Origin of the sequence: Vagococcus jeotgali (assembly GCF_035918315.1) — a bacterium.
Taxonomy (GTDB): domain Bacteria; phylum Bacillota; class Bacilli; order Lactobacillales; family Vagococcaceae; genus Vagococcus; species Vagococcus jeotgali.
Genome location: NZ_CP142146.1, coordinates 367,827 through 386,148, shown reverse-complemented (window position 1 = coordinate 386,148; position 18,322 = coordinate 367,827). Strand labels below are relative to the sequence as shown.

The 18,322-nt window shown below is 33.0% G+C and carries 21 protein-coding genes; 6 read left to right on the top strand and 15 right to left on the bottom strand.

What is annotated here, in order from left to right:
* Positions 1-59: 59 nt before the first annotated feature.
* The 8 genes from VSF34_RS02055 to VSF34_RS02020 all read right to left on the bottom strand — a co-directional run bounded on the left by VSF34_RS02055 (position 60) and on the right by VSF34_RS02020 (position 7,040).
* Positions 60-860 carry an MBL fold metallo-hydrolase gene (locus VSF34_RS02055; RefSeq protein WP_326717450.1) on the bottom strand — a complete coding sequence of 267 codons (801 nt, stop codon included), beginning with the start codon at positions 858-860 and terminating at the stop codon, positions 60-62.
* A gap of 29 nt (positions 861-889) precedes the next feature.
* Positions 890-1,720, bottom strand: a complete 831-nt coding sequence (locus tag VSF34_RS02050) for a two-component system regulatory protein YycI (protein WP_326717449.1) — start codon at positions 1,718-1,720, stop codon at positions 890-892.
* On the bottom strand, positions 1,720-3,009 hold the full coding sequence (locus VSF34_RS02045; protein ID WP_326717448.1) for a YycH family regulatory protein: 1,290 nt from the start codon (positions 3,007-3,009) through the stop codon (positions 1,720-1,722). The genes VSF34_RS02050 and VSF34_RS02045 overlap by 1 nt, the downstream gene beginning before the upstream one ends.
* The gene (gene walK / locus VSF34_RS02040) at positions 3,006-4,832 is read right to left on the bottom strand and encodes a cell wall metabolism sensor histidine kinase WalK (protein WP_326717447.1); all 1,827 of its coding nucleotides are present in this window, start codon (positions 4,830-4,832) and stop codon (positions 3,006-3,008) included. Before walK ends, VSF34_RS02045 begins: the two co-directional genes overlap by 4 nt.
* 10 nt (positions 4,833-4,842) lie before the next feature.
* The gene (yycF, locus tag VSF34_RS02035) at positions 4,843-5,547 is read right to left on the bottom strand and encodes a response regulator YycF (RefSeq protein ID WP_326717446.1); all 705 of its coding nucleotides are present in this window, start codon (positions 5,545-5,547) and stop codon (positions 4,843-4,845) included.
* Positions 5,548-6,065: 518 nt separating this feature from the next.
* Positions 6,066-6,371, bottom strand: coding sequence for a hypothetical protein (locus VSF34_RS02030; RefSeq protein WP_326717445.1), 306 nt, complete (start codon positions 6,369-6,371; stop codon positions 6,066-6,068).
* A 95-nt stretch (positions 6,372-6,466) separates the two neighbouring features.
* Positions 6,467-6,694: a hypothetical protein gene (locus VSF34_RS02025; protein ID WP_326717444.1), complete on the bottom strand. Its 228-nt coding sequence runs from the start codon at positions 6,692-6,694 to the stop codon at positions 6,467-6,469.
* Positions 6,684-7,040 carry a hypothetical protein gene (locus tag VSF34_RS02020; RefSeq protein WP_326717443.1) on the bottom strand — a complete coding sequence of 119 codons (357 nt, stop codon included), beginning with the start codon at positions 7,038-7,040 and terminating at the stop codon, positions 6,684-6,686. Before VSF34_RS02020 ends, VSF34_RS02025 begins: the two co-directional genes overlap by 11 nt.
* 488 nt (positions 7,041-7,528) lie before the next feature.
* Between VSF34_RS02020 and nrdH the strand changes: the two genes are divergently transcribed.
* From nrdH to nrdF, 4 genes are read left to right on the top strand one after another with little or no spacing between them, the layout of a single operon-like run.
* The gene (nrdH, locus tag VSF34_RS02015; RefSeq protein ID WP_326717442.1) at positions 7,529-7,762 is read left to right on the top strand and encodes a glutaredoxin-like protein NrdH; all 234 of its coding nucleotides are present in this window, start codon (positions 7,529-7,531) and stop codon (positions 7,760-7,762) included.
* 2 nt (positions 7,763-7,764) lie between these two features.
* Entirely contained in the window at positions 7,765-8,145 is a 381-nt protein-coding gene (gene nrdI, locus VSF34_RS02010) for a class Ib ribonucleoside-diphosphate reductase assembly flavoprotein NrdI (RefSeq protein ID WP_326717441.1), read from the top strand.
* On the top strand, positions 8,123-10,285 hold the full coding sequence (gene nrdE / locus VSF34_RS02005; RefSeq protein ID WP_326717440.1) for a class 1b ribonucleoside-diphosphate reductase subunit alpha: 2,163 nt from the start codon (positions 8,123-8,125) through the stop codon (positions 10,283-10,285). Before nrdI ends, nrdE begins: the two co-directional genes overlap by 23 nt.
* Positions 10,286-10,300: 15 nt before the next feature.
* Positions 10,301-11,266 carry a class 1b ribonucleoside-diphosphate reductase subunit beta gene (gene nrdF, locus VSF34_RS02000; RefSeq protein WP_326717997.1) on the top strand — a complete coding sequence of 322 codons (966 nt, stop codon included), beginning with the start codon at positions 10,301-10,303 and terminating at the stop codon, positions 11,264-11,266.
* A 9-nt stretch (positions 11,267-11,275) separates the two neighbouring features.
* Here nrdF and VSF34_RS01995 read toward each other — a convergent pair whose 3' ends face one another.
* From VSF34_RS01995 to spxA, 3 genes are all read right to left on the bottom strand, one after another.
* A complete protein-coding gene (locus tag VSF34_RS01995) occupies positions 11,276-11,794 on the bottom strand; it encodes a GtrA family protein (RefSeq protein ID WP_326717439.1) in 519 nt (172 codons plus the stop codon).
* A gap of 54 nt (positions 11,795-11,848) precedes the next feature.
* Positions 11,849-12,547: an adaptor protein MecA gene (locus VSF34_RS01990; RefSeq protein WP_326717438.1), complete on the bottom strand. Its 699-nt coding sequence runs from the start codon at positions 12,545-12,547 to the stop codon at positions 11,849-11,851.
* Between the two features lie 114 nt (positions 12,548-12,661).
* Positions 12,662-13,060: a transcriptional regulator SpxA gene (spxA, locus tag VSF34_RS01985; RefSeq protein ID WP_326717437.1), complete on the bottom strand. Its 399-nt coding sequence runs from the start codon at positions 13,058-13,060 to the stop codon at positions 12,662-12,664.
* Positions 13,061-13,385: 325 nt separating this feature from the next.
* On the opposite strand from spxA, the gene trpS reads away from it, so the two are divergent.
* Both trpS and VSF34_RS01975 read left to right on the top strand, forming a co-directional pair.
* Entirely contained in the window at positions 13,386-14,402 is a 1,017-nt protein-coding gene (gene trpS, locus VSF34_RS01980) for a tryptophan--tRNA ligase (RefSeq protein WP_326717436.1), read from the top strand.
* 65 nt (positions 14,403-14,467) lie between these two features.
* The gene (locus tag VSF34_RS01975; RefSeq protein WP_326717435.1) at positions 14,468-15,034 is read left to right on the top strand and encodes an ATP-dependent Clp protease proteolytic subunit; all 567 of its coding nucleotides are present in this window, start codon (positions 14,468-14,470) and stop codon (positions 15,032-15,034) included.
* 48 nt (positions 15,035-15,082) lie between these two features.
* Here the strand turns inward: VSF34_RS01975 and VSF34_RS01970 are convergent, their stop codons facing one another.
* The 4 genes from VSF34_RS01970 to VSF34_RS01955 form a co-directional block, all read right to left on the bottom strand.
* Positions 15,083-15,292, bottom strand: coding sequence for a hypothetical protein (locus VSF34_RS01970; RefSeq protein WP_326717434.1), 210 nt, complete (start codon positions 15,290-15,292; stop codon positions 15,083-15,085).
* Between the two features lie 27 nt (positions 15,293-15,319).
* Complete coding sequence (locus VSF34_RS01965; protein WP_326717433.1) at positions 15,320-15,667, bottom strand: DUF6176 family protein; 348 nt, start codon at positions 15,665-15,667, stop codon at positions 15,320-15,322.
* A 68-nt stretch (positions 15,668-15,735) separates the two neighbouring features.
* The gene (gene lplA, locus VSF34_RS01960) at positions 15,736-16,743 is read right to left on the bottom strand and encodes a lipoate--protein ligase (RefSeq protein WP_326717432.1); all 1,008 of its coding nucleotides are present in this window, start codon (positions 16,741-16,743) and stop codon (positions 15,736-15,738) included.
* Between the two features lie 178 nt (positions 16,744-16,921).
* Complete coding sequence (locus VSF34_RS01955) at positions 16,922-18,007, bottom strand: M42 family metallopeptidase (protein WP_326717431.1); 1,086 nt, start codon at positions 18,005-18,007, stop codon at positions 16,922-16,924.
* Positions 18,008-18,322: the final 315 nt, after the last annotated feature.

The following is an 18,322-nucleotide window of genomic DNA, read 5'->3' as shown; positions in this document are numbered from 1 at the left end:
TATAAAAATCCAGAGTAGTAATTGATACAAACATCAATTACTACTCTGGATTATTTTATTTAAATTGCAAATAAGTCACAAGCTTTTTCAGGATCAGTATCCATAATTTTCACTTGACGTGTGGTATCAATGTCGTGTTGATTTAATATCCCTGTCATTGTGATATGAGCTAACTCTTTCATATTGTTTTCCTTACTTAAATGCCCTAGATAGACCCGCTTAGTTTTATCACCGATAATTTCAGTGGCTACAAGAGCACCATCTTCATTTGATAAATGGCCCATATCACCTAGTATTCTTTGTTTTGTATTCCACGGGTAACTTCCCATTCGTAACATGTTAGGATCATGGTTACTTTCTAAAAGATAAGCATCTGCATTTTTTATGATACCTTTCACTTGATCACTACAATAGCCAGTGTCAGTCAAAATAACAAAGGATTTGTTGTCTTTATGAAATTGATAGAACTGAGGACAAGCGGCATCATGAGACACACCAAAACTTTCAATATCCATATCACCAAGCGTTAATATGCTACCTAAATTAAATATATTTTTTTGCTCAACAGCTACATCCCCAATAATTTTATCCATCCCTCGCCAAGTCGGCTCATTAGCAAAGATATCTAATTTATATTTCCTAGCTAAGACACCTACGCCACTTACATGATCACGATGCTCATGAGTGACCAAAATCGCATCCAAGTCTTCTGGTCTACGATCTATCTCAGCCAAAAGGTTTGTTATTTTCTTACCACTAAGCCCAGCATCTACTAATATTTTTTTCTCTTTTGTTTCAATAAACAATGAGTTTCCTGTACTACCACTAGCTAAGACGCTCACATTAAATGTTTCTTCCACTACTACGCATCCTCCTTCACTACTACCTGCTAATGCGTAACTTCTGAGACACCTGAGGAGATAACAGCACTTGTAAAAGCATTAACTCTTTCTGTTTGTCTCATCTCTTTACTTGTTTCTAATGTCACAAACCATGCTGGAATGTACACATTTTTTCCACGTACTGTAAATATTCTTGTATATCCTAAATCAATCCCTTTAATCGTTGTTCCTGGTTGCAAGCGGTTATTGGTATATAAACTAATAATTGCCTCTCTCTCAGAAATCAATGTTTGCTTCTCAAGTAAGGGATCAATATTACCAATCATGCGTTGTTCGTAACCAATAACAACTCCTGATTCAAAATCCTCAGATACCACTTCAATATCTAACCTAGAAGTCTCATCATTAAAAGGAATACCTTCCCAAAACTGATTATAAATATAGTGCTTCATAGCTTTTGTCTCAGTAGCATTTAAAATATACTCACTACCTTGAATCACCATTTTAGGATTATTAATAAAAGTCGTCACTTTTTCTAAATCATCAGCATTTGTCAAATAAACCTGACTTTGATTCATTAAGGTACTTTTTAATTGGTTATTGTTTACGTGCCACTCTTGATTTGTTAAAGTTTTCGTTGCTAAATCAACTAGGTCAACTTCCTCAGCAGAAATATAGTACCCTTCCTCTTTTTTTGAAGATAAGGGCTCTGATATTTTAATGGATTCTGAGTGAAGTCGCTCTTCTAAATTTTCTGTAATACTACCTCTTGAAATAGAGTCCTGATCTTGTTTTCCTTCAAAATAAATATAAAACAAAAACATATTTAGCAACAAGAAGACAACTAGGAAGATACCCTCAACTCGCCTAAAATCCATTATTGCCCTCCCCCTTTTGTAGCTACTTCAACTACTTCTGGTTGTGTGTACCATTCATTATTATATTCAATATACCACGCAGGAACCAAATCTACAGCTTGTTTGGTTTCTTTATTAGTCTGCCACTTATAACCTATTTGAATATCTTGAATACTATCTAGGTCAACTCCCTGATCTCTAAGCTGTTCAACTAACTTAGCTGTTGGTATTAACGTCACGTTTTCTTCAGATGGAATTGGAATTTGTAAGGTTTCTTGATTCGCTCTGACATAAATATTTTTATTTTGCACCGTTGCCTCTAAGCTTCCTTGCATATTCTCTCCAAAAACAGGAAATCCCTCGATATAATTTCGGTAAGTGACTTCTGTTTCTTTACTAGAAAAATAACGCATATTTCCTAAAGCTGTTCCCATATCCTCAACATACTGAAACGTATCAAAATAAAGCTTATTTCTCGCATAATCATGATTTTCTTGTAATTTACCAAAATAAGTCACTTCACCTGTTTTATTTTCAATCGTTAAGGATTCACCTTCACCATTAGATAAATTTAGATTTTCTCCCTCATTGGAATACAAATCACTTGATTGATTGAAAAAACCTTTAGAAAACGTTGTGAAAGACTGTGTCGCTACAATGTAGCTATAAATTTTAAGCTCTACTTCTTCAGTAAAATAATAAATATTTATCAAGCTATCTTCTGGTATGTTCACTTTAAAATAACCATTTTTCTTAGATTGTAATAAGCGTTCTAGACTTTTAAAATCACCTTTAACTGGAACTTCAATCGCTTCAGTTTTAGCATGATTAACAAAATAAAGTGTCTCATCTAATAATGACACAGTCACTCGACTAAATACCATATTTTTATGTTCTTCTGGTAACTCAAGATCTAAATGATGTAACTCAGTAAAAAGAGCAACTGGAATCTCACTAGGGAAAACTAGACTAAAAATTTGTTCTTTTTCTAATAAAGCTGCTGCCTCAGTACGAGTCAACTCTTTAATATCCCCAAACTCAAAGTTAACCACTCGCTCTTGCAGACTACTAATAACAGATTCCTTATTGGTATAAAAGAAATCCTCTCCTTTATTTTCATGATAAAATAATTTAGTAGGAACAAAGACATCTGTCATGGGTTTTTTTTGAACAACTTCACTTACTTTGTTACTTCGATCCTGAAATCCTCGGTTAGCAGGTTTTGTCCAGATTTTCCAAGATAAAAACAGACTAAGTAAAATCAAGACAATTAATATTACTTTCACAATTCGATTACCTAATTTTATCATTCCCACAACTCCTCCTCATAAGGCTCATAAGGAAGTGAAATAAAGAATGTTGACCCTTTACCTTCTTCACTTTCTACCCAAATATTACCACCATGGGCCTTAATAGCTTCTTTTGAAATAGCTAAACCTAAACCTGATCCTCCCATTTCTCTAGATCTGGCTTTATCCACACGATAAAAACGGTCAAATACTTTTCCTAATTGCTGTTTAGGAATCCCCAACCCCTCATCCGAGATGCTAAGAACCACATTTTTATGTGTTTCAAGTAAGCGACACGTAATATTACCTCCAGCTGGTGAATATTTCATAGCATTATTTAAAATATTATCTAGCACTTGAATCATTCTATCAGTATCAATGTCTACCCATATAGCCCGTTTTGTAAATTCACGTTTGATTTTATGTTGTTTGTCACTATCTTTAAGTAACATATCAAAACGGTCTAACACATAATTAAATAACTCATTTAAATTCACTAGTTCTGTGTTTAATGTAATTTTATTGGCATCCATTCGTGAGAGTTGAAGTAAATCATTAATCATACGAATCATCCGGTTAGTTTCTTCCTGAGTTACTCTTAAGAACATTGGTGCCACATCAGGGTCTTGCCATGCCCCGTCAATGAGTGCTTCAATGTAACTTCTCATACTTGTTAATGGTGTGCGTAATTCATGGGAAACATTAGATACAAATTGCCTACGCTCTTCTTCATCTTTTTCTTTTTCTGTCACATCATGAAGCACACACACAAGCCCACTAATAAACCCAGACTCCCGGCGGATCATAGAAAACTCAGCACGGATCAACATAGCTTCACCAAACTGTTCACTAAAATCAAGTAGTAACTCATTCTGCTCTTCTAAAAGCATTCTAAATGTATAATTTTCATCTAAGCGTAAGACCTCTAAAATAGAGCGATTCATCACATCTTGAGTAGATGTACGTAAGACGTTTGTTGCCATATCATTAATTAAAATAATATTACCCAGTCTATCTGTTCCAATGACTCCATCTGTCATATGGGTTAAGACACTATCTAACCGTCTTCTTTCTGCCTCCATTGTTTCTTGAGCTTCTTCAATTCTAAAAGATACTTCATTAAACGTTTCACCAAGTTGACCTAGCTCATCTTTCCCATAGACCTCAACATGACCAGAGTAATCACCATTAGCAACACGCTCAGCTTGTTGCTTCATCTCACCAATTGGTTTAGTAATAGTTCTTGCTACAAGAAGAGCAATAATGACACTAAATACTAAGGCAATCATAGAGGCATAGAAAAAGATCAAGGTAATGTCACTAACTTGTTGATACTTGCTTTCAATATCACTTTTTACATATAAAAAACCAATAACAGCATCACCAGTAGGGGAGTATATTTGCTCAATATTAACAAATACCCGCTTACCTGTCTGCTGATCTTTTCGCTCTTCTTTTTTTTGACTAAAGGCATTAAATAATTCATAGTCATTTTTCTTTCCAATATCTCCTTGTAAATTAGGGTCACTTGTTGCAATCACAATTCCCTTATCATCTACAAGTCTTGCTTCTAAGACATCACTTTTTGAAAACTCTGATAGTATTTGTTTAGTATTTTGCTCCTTTGGCTCATCATTTCGCTGACTCATCTCTGAACCTAAATTCGTCGCTAAAGTTTCTACTTGTGTTGTCATATTTGATTCAAACGTGTGAATAGTAGAAGCCTCTAATTCCCTAATAAAAATCGCTCCAATAATCTCCACTGAAATCATTAAAAGAAGCACAAAAACTAAAGCAATCTTGAAGTGAACAGAGAAGAAAAACCTAATTCTTTTTTCTTTCATCTATTGTCCTCTAATCTTGATCTGAGTTTCTTAAATAATAACCAACACCACGTCTAGTGATTAACCAGTTTGGGTGACTTGGATTATCTTCAATCTTCTCTCTTAAACGTCTCACAGTGACATCTACCGTTCTGACATCACCAAAATAATCATATCCCCAAACAGTTTGTAGTAAATGCTCTCTAGTCATCACTTGTCCTATATGTTTTGCTAAATAATATAATAATTCAAATTCACGATGTGTTAATTCAATGGTTTCACCCTTTTTAGATACCACATAAGCATCCGGATGAATTGTTAATGAACCAATCGTTAAATCCCCTGTTTCTTCCTCTTCTTCCTTGGAAACCCTATTATCATGACGACGTAAATTTGCTTTCACACGAGCCACTAATTCACGATTTGAAAATGGTTTGGTCACATAGTCATCTGCTCCTAGTTCTAAACCTAAGACCTTATCAATTTCTGAATCTTTAGCTGTTACCATAATAATCGGTGTATCATGATTTTTTCGTACCTCACGACAAACCTCTAAACCATCTTTTTTAGGAAGCATTAGATCCAGTAAAATTAAATCTGGTTCCACCTCTTCTACCTTCTCAATTGCCTCTTCACCATCAAAGGCTGTAAACACTTCATATCCTTCTTTTGTTAAATTAAATTTGACAATATCTGAAATTGGCTTTTCATCATCCACCACTAATATCTTTTTCATTTCAAAACCCCCTTAATCTTTGTGTCAAAAACACACTCACTTCATTATACATCATTTTTATGACTTAAAAAATCAAACAGCTATTATTCTAAAATGATTACGCTTAAAAAAAATAAAATAACAACTAATTCCCCAAAAATTGCATATCTATACGAAAAAAATGAAATACTGTTTTACCAGTCTCTATGTATCTTTTTTTGCTATTAGTCTATGAAATTAGATTTTTTTGATTGTTAGATTAATAATTTTGCATTAAACTAGGTGCATAAATTAATTTATTTAATTTATTCGGCTAATTTTTGAGTTGTGACTAGGTTTCCCCTTCCCTTACAAAGCCTAGTCATAACCAACCTTAAGGAATAACAATAAGATTGATAGATTAATAAAATATATCTATTAAGCTTTTTTTACGCTTTTTTATTCCAAATAACACATTTAATGTACCCCTCATAAATTCAAACATTAAAATAAGAGGATGCCCATTATTGTGGTCATCCTCTTTTGTTTACTCACACTCATTATTGTTTACCTGCAATTGCCGATGCGATTTTTGACTTAACTGCTGCACCAAAATGTTCTTCATGTTTGTTGTCATCTAAACGCTCTAAGACATCAATTAATACACGAATTTCATCATCTGCTAAATCATCTGCTAAATCTAAAAGACCTGGGTTATCATTTAATTTGTCACGAACTAACAATTTGAATTTTAACTTATTAATTGACTCTGTCGTTTTCTCGACACCTTTTTTAGTTATCTTAATCACTGCAACTGTACCTAAAATAGCTGCCGTTCCTAATGCATATTTCATTGTTTTTTTCATCATAAATACCCCCTTTCATAACCTCATTGTACCATTAAATCATTTTTTTTTAAAATCATATATCTTAATCAACTAGCCATTTAAAATCTGTGACCTCATGAAGAGATAATAATAGAGCTAGGTTGCGTTATCCTAAAATGACATTGACTAATATATTCAAACTCCTCTACAAAATGAAATAATTTCTCCGTATCTGGTAATAGACTTAAATCCAAACTCATCTCTTCACCTAGACTTAACAAATTACTAACAAAAGTATCTTCTTGTTGGTTTAATACTTCTCTCACTAATTCACCAGTCAACTGATTTATACTATGTGACAAATACAACCCTTGAGTATAGTTTTTCTGATAAATATAAATAATCAAAAAAATGTATCATAATAGGGGGAACTTGATTAAAATAATCTATACTGGTTATTACCTCATACGGAAATCTATTTAATATAACGTCTTTGAGGTTAGTGGAATCCCACTCAACTATTGTTTGAAAATGGTAATCAAACATATATTCGCTAAACAAAATAATAGTTGGTCGTGCATTGGTTTTTTCCTTTTCAGATAATCGTTTAAACCATAATGTCTCTTCAAAATCATCAATATGCCCTACAACGTTTAAATAGTTTTCTTCAAATATCTTTTGATCTGTATCCATTACTTTTCCTTTCATAATAACCTTCTTTCTTTTGTTCATTTTACGGATTATTAAAAAACTTAAGTTACATTAAAGAACGAGTGTTTTTTTAACCTTAAAAAAATATGGGTTAAGCATACAATGTTTTATTAAAAAAATATATCATTTATATTCTATTTAATGAAATTTTTAATTTTTCAAGTTAATTTTATGACTTTACCTATTTACTTTTGTTAAACACATGCCTATACTATATCTTGTGTGTTAACTTACGTAAGTCCATCTAGCTGACTAACTTCAGTCTGAAGTTTGATAAAAATAATATGGGCATCAGTTTGATTTTTAGCTTGCTCACAAAAAATATACTCTTAACTAGTATAAAAAAAAAGAATCACTTCTCTAACATACTATCAATAGTACTTACAGCCAAACAAGGACACAATATCTTGTGTTTTTCGTTTGACTTTTTTTATTTTCAAGCTATACTAATAGATATCAAGAAAACAATTTAAGGGGGTTGTCACATGACACCAATCACGTTATATACAAAAAATAATTGCCCACAATGCGTTATGACTAAAAAGTTTTTAACCGAAAAAAATGTTTCTTTTACAGAAATCAACCTAGATACTGACCCACAATATATAGATACATTAAAAGAACAAGGATTTCAAAGTGTTCCTGTTATTACTACTCAAGATGCACAAGTTACAATTGTAGGATTTAGACCTGATAAACTTCGTGCTTTGGCGGTCTAATTATGAAACTAGTCTATTTTTCTTTAACAGGACAAACCAGACGTTTTATTAACAAATTAGATTTAGCTACTTATGAAATTGATACAACCAACCCTTTTTATGAAATGGATGAAGACTACTTATTAATCGTTCCTACTTATGACCAAGAAGTCACAGAAGTAGTGAACGATTTTATTGAGTTCAAAGATAATGCCAATTACTTGAAAGGAGTCGCCGGTGGTGGTAATCTCAACTTCGGTGACCTTTTTATTTTTACAGCCAAAGATATCTCAAGGGACTATGACGTACCCCTTGTCTTTTCATTTGAATTTAGTGGAACAGACGAAGACGTTAAAAATTTTAAGAAAGTAGTGAATGATTTTGAGTCTAAAAGAATTGACTGATGTCACTTATTTTGAGTTAAATAATGAAATCAACCGCCCAGTGGATGATCAAATCCCATTGTTTAAAGATAAAGAAGCCCTAGATGCTTTTTTCAAAGAAAACGTAATTCCTTTTACGAAAACTTTTCCTTCTATAGAAGAAAAACTAGCTTATTTAGTTGAACATGATTATATGGAAGAAGAGTTTTTAAATCTGTACTCCCTAGCATTTATCGAGTCTTTATATAACTACTTAGATGAACAAGACTTTACATTTAAATCATTTATGGCTGCTTATAAATTTTATTCACAATATGCCTTAAAAACAAATGATGGTAATCAATATTTAGAAAGTTACGAAGACCGTGTAGCATTTAACGCGCTATATTTTGCTAATGGTGATGAAAAATTAGCTATGCAATTAGCTAACGAAATGATTCACCAACGTTATCAGCCTGCTACACCCTCCTTTTTAAACGCAGGAAGAAAACGCCGTGGTGAATTAGTATCTTGTTTCTTAGTTCAAGTAACTGATGATATGAATAGTATCGGTAGATCCATTAATAGCGCTCTCCAGTTATCACGAATTGGTGGCGGAGTTGGGATCAATTTATCTAACCTACGTGAAGCAGGAGCTCCAATTAAAGGGTTTGAAGGTGCAGCTAGTGGTGTGGTCCCTGTTATGAAGTTATTTGAAGATAGCTTTAGCTACAGTAATCAACTAGGCCAACGCCAAGGAGCTGGTGTGGTTTACTTAAATGTTTTCCATCCTGATATCGAAATGTTCTTATCAACGAAAAAAGAAAATGCTGATGAAAAAATTCGTGTTAAAACTTTATCACTTGGCTTGACTATTCCAGACAAGTTCTATGAATTAGCTCGCAAAAATGAAGACATGTACTTATTTAGCCCATATAGCGTTGAAAAAGAATACGGCGTGCCGTTTTCATACATTGATATTAGTGAGGAATATGACAATTTAGTCGCTAACCCTAATATCCGTAAACAAAAAATTAATGCTCGCTACTTAGAAAATGAAATCAGTAAACTACAACAAGAGTCAGGTTATCCGTATATTATTAATATCGACACAGCAAACCGTGCTAACCCTGTTGATGGGAAAATTGTTATGAGTAACTTGTGTTCTGAGATTTTACAAATTCAAAAACCATCAGTTATTAATGATCGTCAAGAGTATGAAGTTCTTGGGACAGACATTTCTTGTAACCTTGGTTCAACAAATATTGTAAACTTAATGGATGGACCTGATTTTGGAAAATCAGTACGTACTATGACTCGTGCACTAACGTTTATTACAGATGCTTCTGATATTGAAGTCGTGCCATCTATTCAAAATGGAAACCGTCTAAATCACACAATCGGCTTAGGTGCTATGGGACTGCATACTTATTTTGCTAAGAATCAAATGGCGTATGGTTCGAAAGAATCTATTGAATTTACGGATATTTACTTTATGTTACTTAACTACTGGACTTTAGTTGAGAGCAATAACATCGCAAAAGAACGCGGTGAAACTTTCGATAATTTTGAAAAATCTGATTATGCTAATGGTTCTTACTTTGATACGTATATTAATGACGTAATTGAGCCAAAATCTGACAAAGTAAAATCATTATTTGAAGGGATTTTTATTCCAACAGATAAAGATTGGAAAGATTTACAAGCTTCTGTTAAAGAACATGGCTTATATCATCAAAACCGTTTAGCAGTCGCTCCAAATGGTTCAATTTCTTATATTAATGATACAAGTGCTAGTATTCATCCTATTACTCGCTTGATTGAAGAGCGTCAAGAGAAAAAAATTGGGAAAATTTATTATCCAGCACCATATCTTTCAAATGAGACGATGCCTTATTACACATCTGCTTATGATATGGATATGCGAAAAGTCATTGATGTTTACGCAACAGCTCAAAAACATATCGATCAAGGTATGAGTTTAACTTTATTTATGCGCTCTGACATTCCTGAGGGCTTATATGAGTGGAAAACTGATACAAATAAACAAACGACTCGTGATTTAAATATTTTGCGCCACTATGCCTTCCATCAAGGAATCAAATCTATTTATTATATCAGAACATTTACTGATGATGATGAAGAGATTGGCAGTAATCAATGTGAGAGTTGTGTTATTTAAGGAGGACCTACAGTGATACAAGAAAATAGTTATTATCAAGCGATTAATTGGAACGAAGTTGAAGATATTATTGATAAATCTACTTGGGAAAAATTAACAGAACAATTTTGGTTAGATACGCGTATCCCTTTGTCTAATGACTTAGATGACTGGCGTGGTTTTTCAGATGATCAAAAAGAGAATATTGGTTTAGTATTTGGTGGCTTAACGCTTCTTGATACTATCCAGTCAGAAAATGGGATTGAAGCACTTAGAAAAGATATTAGAACACCTCACGAAGAGGCTGTTCTAAACAATATTCAATTTATGGAAAGTGTTCATGCTAAAAGTTATTCATCGATTTTTAGTACATTAAACACCAAAGCTGAAATTGAAGAGATTTTTGAATGGACAAATACAAATCCTTATTTACAAAAAAAAGCTAAAATTATTAATGAAATTTATCTAAATGGTTCTGCATTACAAAAGAAAGTGGCTAGTGTCTATGCCGAGACTTTCCTTTTCTATTCAGGATTCTATGCTCCCCTTTACTATTTGGGTAACAACAAACTAGCAAACGTTGCTGAAATCATCAAACTGATTATTCGCGATGAGTCAGTTCATGGTACTTATATTGGTTATAAATTCCAATTGGGATACAATGAGCTTCCTGAGGCTGAACAAGAAGAAATAAAAGCTTGGATGTATGATTTGTTATTTGAATTATATGAAAACGAGGAATTATATACTGATCTTTTATATGATAAATTAGGGTGGACTGAGGAAGTGAAAACTTTCTTACGCTATAATGCCAATAAAGCCTTAATGAACTTAGGTATGGATCCCCTATTTCCTGATACGGCAAATGATGTTAATCCAATTGTGATGAACGGATTATCAACAGGAACAAGTAACCATGACTTCTTCTCTCAAGTAGGTAATGGTTACCTACTTGGATCAGTTGAAGCTATGAAGGAAGACGATTATTTAATCGGAATGTAAAGAAAAAAACTATGAAGCACTTAATGTGGCCTCATAGTTTTTTTTAACGTTAAATACTATTCTCTTAGATACAACATAATTAATAATAGTTGCTAATACTTGAGAAATTACCGTAAAGATAAATTCATTTAGTAAATAAGCATTACCGATATAAGAAATCATGACTCCTGTAAAGATTGAGTGATTAGCATAATTAATCTTTTGAAGATGCATCGCTTGAATCATCGTTCTATGATATTTTTCAACAAAAAAATAGGCAATACCTAAATCAAGTAAAATAACGGCTAGTCTAGCAGCTAAAAATTCGCCAAACTGTTGTAAAGATTTTACAAATCCTAAATCTTTATTTTTAAACACGATAAATTTATTAGTAAAAAATGAAAAAAGAATAGCTACTGCTTGAGCAATCATCACAGAAACTAAGACACTACTCGTCCAATTTTTCGATGTAAATCGTGCAAAAAAGTAAAGAAAGGTGGCTGTCGTTCCAAAAACACTATACAGTATAAATTCATTATATTTTTTCATTCATTCACCTCTTTAATCTTCACTCTAAAAAAGAATGTGCAAGCACATTCTTTTTTATGGTTTAAAGTAGAAAGATAATAGATTTAGTGCATTATCCTCTATAATTGACTGGCCATACTCTTCTAAAATATCTTTAGTAACTGGAGTTTTCATCAAAAACTCATACAATTTTGAGATGTCATTTTTAACTTGTGATTTTGATATATCCTCTAAATAAAATGTAACAACTAAAAAATAGGCTGACTGGTACTGATAAAGATTAGTCGTAGCATGAGACATATTTATAACATTTGATAACTCGATTAAATCTTCAAAATCATTAGCTCTAAAAACCATATCTTTTGATACAGACTCATCTGCATATATGTCATTCTCATCTAACACTTCAACTGAGATATCTTGATCTTCTTCTTGAGAGACAATATGATTTTTTAGAAAATCAGTAAATTCATCAACTTGGTTTTCCATATATGAATTCATATCAGTTGGTGGATTAATGATGTTACTTTTACTAATAAACAACTCTAGCCCATCATAATTGGGTAGCACCTGGAACGTTATAGAGTCATTTTCTTGAAATTGATTATCAATATCTACCTCTTCTAAAATACTATAAAAGAAATTTTCAATTTCTTTTTGATTTCCCAATAAATCTAATACCCTAATACCACGTTCTTCTAAATCCTCATTAGCAATTGATACACGAATGGTATTTTCATTTATTCTCTCCATTTCCATTTCGCTACACCCCATTTCTCCATTATATTCTACCTTCATTGTAGCCTAAATTAGTAAAAAGTAAAGAAAATCAACTCAATATAACAAAAATCGACATACTAAAGTTAAGTATGCCGAGAAAATTTTATTTTAGATTCCAGCCATTAATTGAGCTTGTTTTAACTCAATTGCGCGTACTTCTCTTGGTAAGAAACGACGAATCTCATCTTCGTTGAATCCAACTTGAAGTCTTTTATCATCAATCATAATTGGTCGTCTTAGAAGACCTGGATTTTCTTGGACTAGATCTAATAATTCAGGAAGTGATAACTCATCTAAATCAATATCTAATTTTTGGAAAACCTTAGAACGAGTTGAGATAATCTCTTCTGTTCCATCTTCAGTCATTCTTAAAATTTCTTTTAGCTCATCTTGTGTTAACGGTTCAGAAAAAATGTTTCTTTCAACAAATTCTATTTGATTATCCTGTAACCAAGCACGAGCTTTTCGACAAGAAGTACAACTAGGTGAAGTGTATAATTTTAGCATCTATGTCACTCCTTTTCACAAGTTATATTAAAGGTCTTCGAACTTTTTGGAAAACCTTTACTATGTATTAAGTATACTATAAAATAATTGGAAATTCTAGGCCATTTTGTCTAGAAATGGCGTTTTAATCTGTTTTCTTTATACGTTTCAAACCTTTAAAAAATATTTTCTTCACAATATTCACAAAAAAATCATATTTGTACATTCGTTATTTTATTCATCTCTTTAGAATAATTGATTAAAATATGAGACTTTATTCGCCTTTTCACTCTTACTTCTTGTATAATGGATTTATTATTAAAAAGTGTGGGGGATATGTTATTATATGAAAACAATTTTTTCAGGAATTCAACCAAGTGGTATTCCAACAATTGGCAATTATATTGGAGCGATGAAGCAATTTGTACAACTACAAGAAGAATATGAGTGTTTCTTTTGTATTGTTGATGAGCACGCTATTACAGTACCACAAGATAGAATTAAACTTAGACAACAAATACTCCAACTAGCTTCTCTTTACTTAGCAGTTGGTATTGACCCAGACAAAGCGACTATTTTTATTCAATCAGAAGTCGCAGCTCATGCTGAAGCAGCTTGGATTGTTCAATGTAATACCTCTCTTGGTGAACTAGAGCGCATGACTCAATTTAAAGATAAGTCTCAAAAAACAGGAGCAGCTTCTGTAAGTGCTGGACTACTTACTTACCCACCATTAATGGTTGCAGATATTATTTTATATAATACAAACTTAGTACCTGTTGGGGATGACCAAAAACAACATTTAGAGCTTACACGTGATTTTGTAGAACGCTTCAACTCTCGTTATGCAGCTAAAAATCAGGAACTACTTGTATTACCAGAAGTTAAAATCCCTGAAAAAAATGCCGGTGGACGCATTATGAGCTTACAAGATCCAACTAAAAAAATGAGCAAATCTGATACAAATACTAAAGGATTTATCTCAATGCTTGATGAACCTAATATTATCCGTAAAAAAATCCGTTCAGCTGTCACAGATTCAAGCGGAAAAATCGAGTATGATGTAGAGAATAAACCTGGTGTTTCTAATCTTTTGGTCATCTATTCATCATTAACTGATTTAACTATTGATGAGATCGTGGCTAAATACAAAGACTCAGGTTATGCAGAATTTAAAAATGATTTAGCTGAAGTTGTTGTAGCAACACTTGAGCCGATTCAAGAACGTTACAAAGAGTTACTAACTTCTGAGGAACTACAATCAATTCTGGACCTAGGTGCTATGGAGGCAGCAAAAGTCGCTGATAAAACGCTTAGAAAAATGAAAAATGCTGTGGGACTTGGACGTAAACCAAGACGTTAAAGTCTTAGTAGCTTGTTAAGTATGTTACAATTATTTAGATGAAAAGATTATAGGAGGTCATATATATGGCTGAAAAACAAATGGATATTAACACATTATTAACACAAAAAATGATTGAAAATCGTACTATTTTAATTTATGGAGGCATCGACCAAGATTTAGCTAAAGAAGTGAGTGGACAATTACTACTACTGGCATCTTTAAGTGATGATCCCATTACCATCTTTATCAATAGTCAAGGTGGGCATGTTGAAGCAGGAGATACCATTCATGATATGATTAAGTTTGTTAAACCTGATGTTAAGGTTGTAGGAACTGGCTGGGTAGCAAGTGCTGGGATTACGATTTTCTTAGGTGCTAAAAAAGAGAACCGTTACTCACTACCAAATACACGCTACATGATTCATCAACCGGCTGGTGGTATACAAGGACAAAGTACTGAGATTCAAATCGAGGCTCGTGAAATTGTCAAAATGCGCGAACGTATTAATCTTTTGATCGCTGAAGCAACAGGGCAAACTTACGAAAAAGTGGCAGAAGACACTGATCGTAATCACTGGATGACACTAGATGAAGCCAAAGAATACGGTATTGTCACACACGTAGCTAAACACTCTGATGATATCAAATAATAGTTAATAAAAAGACGGTGTAGGGAAACAACCTACATCGCCTTTTTATTAACTATTTTTATGTCCTATATCTTCAATTGTTGCTTCCATTTTATCATTTGCCATAATATTGCCTGCCATACCACCGCTGGATGCCCCACCACCAAATGTTGTATTGACTAGTTTCCCCCATCCTGTATTAGGTTCTCTACCTTCTTTTCGAAGTTTATCATTCTTTTTACGAATTTCTTCTGCTTTGAGTAATTCTTTATCTGACATCTTTTTTGCTCCTTTCTTTTTTATTACTTACGTCATATGCTGTTTAATAGACTCTGGTATCATCACCACTTTTGTTTCTAAATCTACCGGTCTAAATTCTTTATCAATACACTCATCCCAGTATTGTAAATGTCGTTTGTCTATCCAAGAATTAGAATCCTCTATTTCTTGTCCATTTTCTCCTTGGACTGAATACCAATATAGATATTCCTCATCATTAAGTACTTCTCTAAAAATAGTCTCAACATACATCTTTCCTTTCTCCAAGGTCAATAACGTTTCTGTCATGTTTTTATTTAAAAATGCTAACCATTCGTCAACTTTACTAAACTTACCTTCTTTAACCTTAAATCGTGTCAATTCTACATGAATCATTCCCATCCCCTTTTCTATAGCAAAAAACCTCTCATCTCTTTGTAGATAAAAGGCCTTCCTTTGTGATTTTAATATAATAAATCTACTAAATCTTCTGCTTCAATATTTCCAAAATATTTCTTCACATCAATATGTCTCACAACCGCAGCAATCGCATCACGATCATACTTCACGCCTGTTAAGGTTTCCTCTACGTCTTTAATATCACCTAAGCCAAAGAAGTCACCGTAAATACGAATATCTCTGATTTCACCGTGAGTCACATTCATTTTAGCTTCGATAGAACCAATTGAAAAACGCTTACGACGAACAATATCAAATTCAGGTGACCGACCGTAATTCCAGTCCCAATTACGATACAGATCATCAGAAATATCATTAATCTCCTTCCAGTCCTCATCTGTTAATTTATAAACATTAATATCATCAATATTATCTGTTTCAAATATTTTAAGTAATATTTCTTGTCTAAAGTCTTTCGTTGACATATGTTGATGATCATCAGCTAAGTAAGGTTTGATATTTGTTACACGTGAGCGAATAGACTTGATTCCTTTTGATTCAATCTTGTCTTTTCTTACCTTAAGAGCATTCACTACTTCATTCACATCACTATCAAACATGAGTGTTCCATGAGCGAACATCCGGCCATTTGTCGCATACATAGCATTTCCTGAGAATTTTTTATCATCAATCACTAAGTCATTACGCCCCTTAAGCTCAGCCCCTTCAATTCCCATATCATGCAGGGCATCTACAATTGGTTGAGTGACTTTTTTAAAGTTTCTAAATGAATCACCATCATCAGGCGTAATGAAACTAAAATTTAAATTCCCTTCATCGTGGTACACAGCCCCACCACCACTTAAACGGCGAACAACGTGAATACCTTTTTCTTCAACATAGTCCTTATTAATTTCTTCAATGGTATTTTGGTTACGACCAATGATGATAGAAGGCTCATTAATATAAAATAGTAGAATTGGCTCTTCTAATGGCATTTTTTGAACTAGGTATGTTTCAATCGCTAAATTAATACGTGGGTCTGTGATTCCCTCATTGGATACAAAAATCATATCTGACACTCTCCTTAAAATATAAATATGTATAAACTCATGTTACAAGTTAGCGCTTAAATACACAACTAAAGTTACCTAATTTCTATTTTTTTATGAAATATCAAGATGTGTTGTCTTTTTAGCATACAATTTTGTATAAATAAAAGACTAACCATATTGGCTAGTCTTTACTTGATTAATAGCTCGTTAATTCTTGAACTTTTTTATCATCTAATCGTTTAACAACTTCTGTCACAAGCTTCACAGTATTCAAATAATCATCTTCATGAATAATTGATGTGTGAGAATGTAAGTAACGTGTTGGTACTGTAATCGCAAGTGAAGGGACGCCATCACGTGATACGTGTTGCATACCAGCATCTGTTCCACCACCAGTAATGACAGTATATTGGAAAGGAATCTCCATCTCCTCAGCAACTTCAACTACAAAATCACGTAACTTGCGGTGTGGAATCATTGAAGCATCAAAGATTAAAATTTGTGGTCCTTCACCTAAAACTGAATCAGCTTCTTTAGGTGTCATACCTGGAGTATCTCCTGCTGTTCCTGTATCAAGAGCAAAAGCAATATCTGGATTGATCATATGAGTACTTGTACGAGCTCCACGTAAACCTACTTCTTCTTGCACATTACTTCCAGCAAATAAAATATTAGGGTGACCTTCAGTCGCTAAGTTTTCTAAAACTTTAAGGGATACAGCTGTTCCGATACGGTTATCCCAGGCTTTAGCTAGCAAGTATTTTGAGCCATTCATGCGTTTAAAATCGATGAATGGTGTTACCATATCTCCTGGTTTCACTCCCCAATCACTAGCTTCTTCTTTACTTGTTGCACCAATATCAATGAACATATCTTTAATATCATAAGGCGCTTTACGAGCTTCTTGAGATAATACGTGAGGTGGTTTAGAACCAATAACACCGTGAATCTCTTTTCCAGTACTTGTTGTAATCGTTACTTGTTGAGCGAGCATGACTTGACCCCACCAACCACCAAGGGTTTGAAACTCCACAAAACCTTTATCAGTGACTTTTGTCACCATAAAGCCAACTTCATCCATGTGTCCTGCAATTAACACACGTGGGCCTTCTTTATCACCAATATGACGAGCATTAATACCACCTAAACCATCAATTAAATATTTATCAGCGTATGGGTCAGCATATTTTTTAAATACATCTCTAACTTGGTCTTCATTTCCTGGAACACCATTGGCATCTGTTAATTCTTTTAAAAATAATTCATCTTTTTCTTCTAACAATACATTCACCTCATTTAATTATTTCTTTTATATTATAACATCATTTCTAAAAAATGAAAAATACATTAAAAAGTTAAAGAAAACACCATTTTTTTATCATTTTATTTATTAAATTTTCAGATATCACTATTAGTTACTAGCATAAAGATGATATGATACTACTATAGCTGGACTAAGTTTGATAAACATTGAAGGAGAGGTTATTTATGAAAAATATTATAGAATTTATCACCATTGTCATACTTATCATCATTGCTTTATTTATACTCATTGTTTTAATGCCAAAGCTACTACATTGGTTAAGTATTTAAAAAA

Coding starts and splice junctions, on each gene's coding strand:
- VSF34_RS02050 (WP_326717449.1), bottom strand. CDS start 1,720: ATGGATTTTAGGCGAGTTGAGGGTATCTTCCTAGTTGTCTTCTTGTTG.
- VSF34_RS02045 (WP_326717448.1), bottom strand. CDS start 3,009: ATGATAAAATTAGGTAATCGAATTGTGAAAGTAATATTAATTGTCTTG.
- walK (WP_326717447.1), bottom strand. CDS start 4,832: ATGAAAGAAAAAAGAATTAGGTTTTTCTTCTCTGTTCACTTCAAGATT.
- yycF (WP_326717446.1), bottom strand. CDS start 5,547: ATGAAAAAGATATTAGTGGTGGATGATGAAAAGCCAATTTCAGATATT.
- VSF34_RS02030 (WP_326717445.1), bottom strand. CDS start 6,371: ATGAAAAAAACAATGAAATATGCATTAGGAACGGCAGCTATTTTAGGT.
- VSF34_RS02020 (WP_326717443.1), bottom strand. CDS start 7,040: ATGAAAGGAAAAGTAATGGATACAGATCAAAAGATATTTGAAGAAAAC.
- nrdH (WP_326717442.1), top strand. CDS start 7,529: ATGACACCAATCACGTTATATACAAAAAATAATTGCCCACAATGCGTT.
- nrdI (WP_326717441.1), top strand. CDS start 7,765: ATGAAACTAGTCTATTTTTCTTTAACAGGACAAACCAGACGTTTTATT.
- VSF34_RS01995 (WP_326717439.1), bottom strand. CDS start 11,794: ATGAAAAAATATAATGAATTTATACTGTATAGTGTTTTTGGAACGACA.
- VSF34_RS01990 (WP_326717438.1), bottom strand. CDS start 12,547: ATGGGGTGTAGCGAAATGGAAATGGAGAGAATAAATGAAAATACCATT.
- spxA (WP_326717437.1), bottom strand. CDS start 13,060: ATGCTAAAATTATACACTTCACCTAGTTGTACTTCTTGTCGAAAAGCT.
- trpS (WP_326717436.1), top strand. CDS start 13,386: ATGAAAACAATTTTTTCAGGAATTCAACCAAGTGGTATTCCAACAATT.
- VSF34_RS01975 (WP_326717435.1), top strand. CDS start 14,468: ATGGCTGAAAAACAAATGGATATTAACACATTATTAACACAAAAAATG.
- VSF34_RS01970 (WP_326717434.1), bottom strand. CDS start 15,292: ATGTCAGATAAAGAATTACTCAAAGCAGAAGAAATTCGTAAAAAGAAT.
- VSF34_RS01965 (WP_326717433.1), bottom strand. CDS start 15,667: ATGATTCATGTAGAATTGACACGATTTAAGGTTAAAGAAGGTAAGTTT.
- lplA (WP_326717432.1), bottom strand. CDS start 16,743: ATGATTTTTGTATCCAATGAGGGAATCACAGACCCACGTATTAATTTA.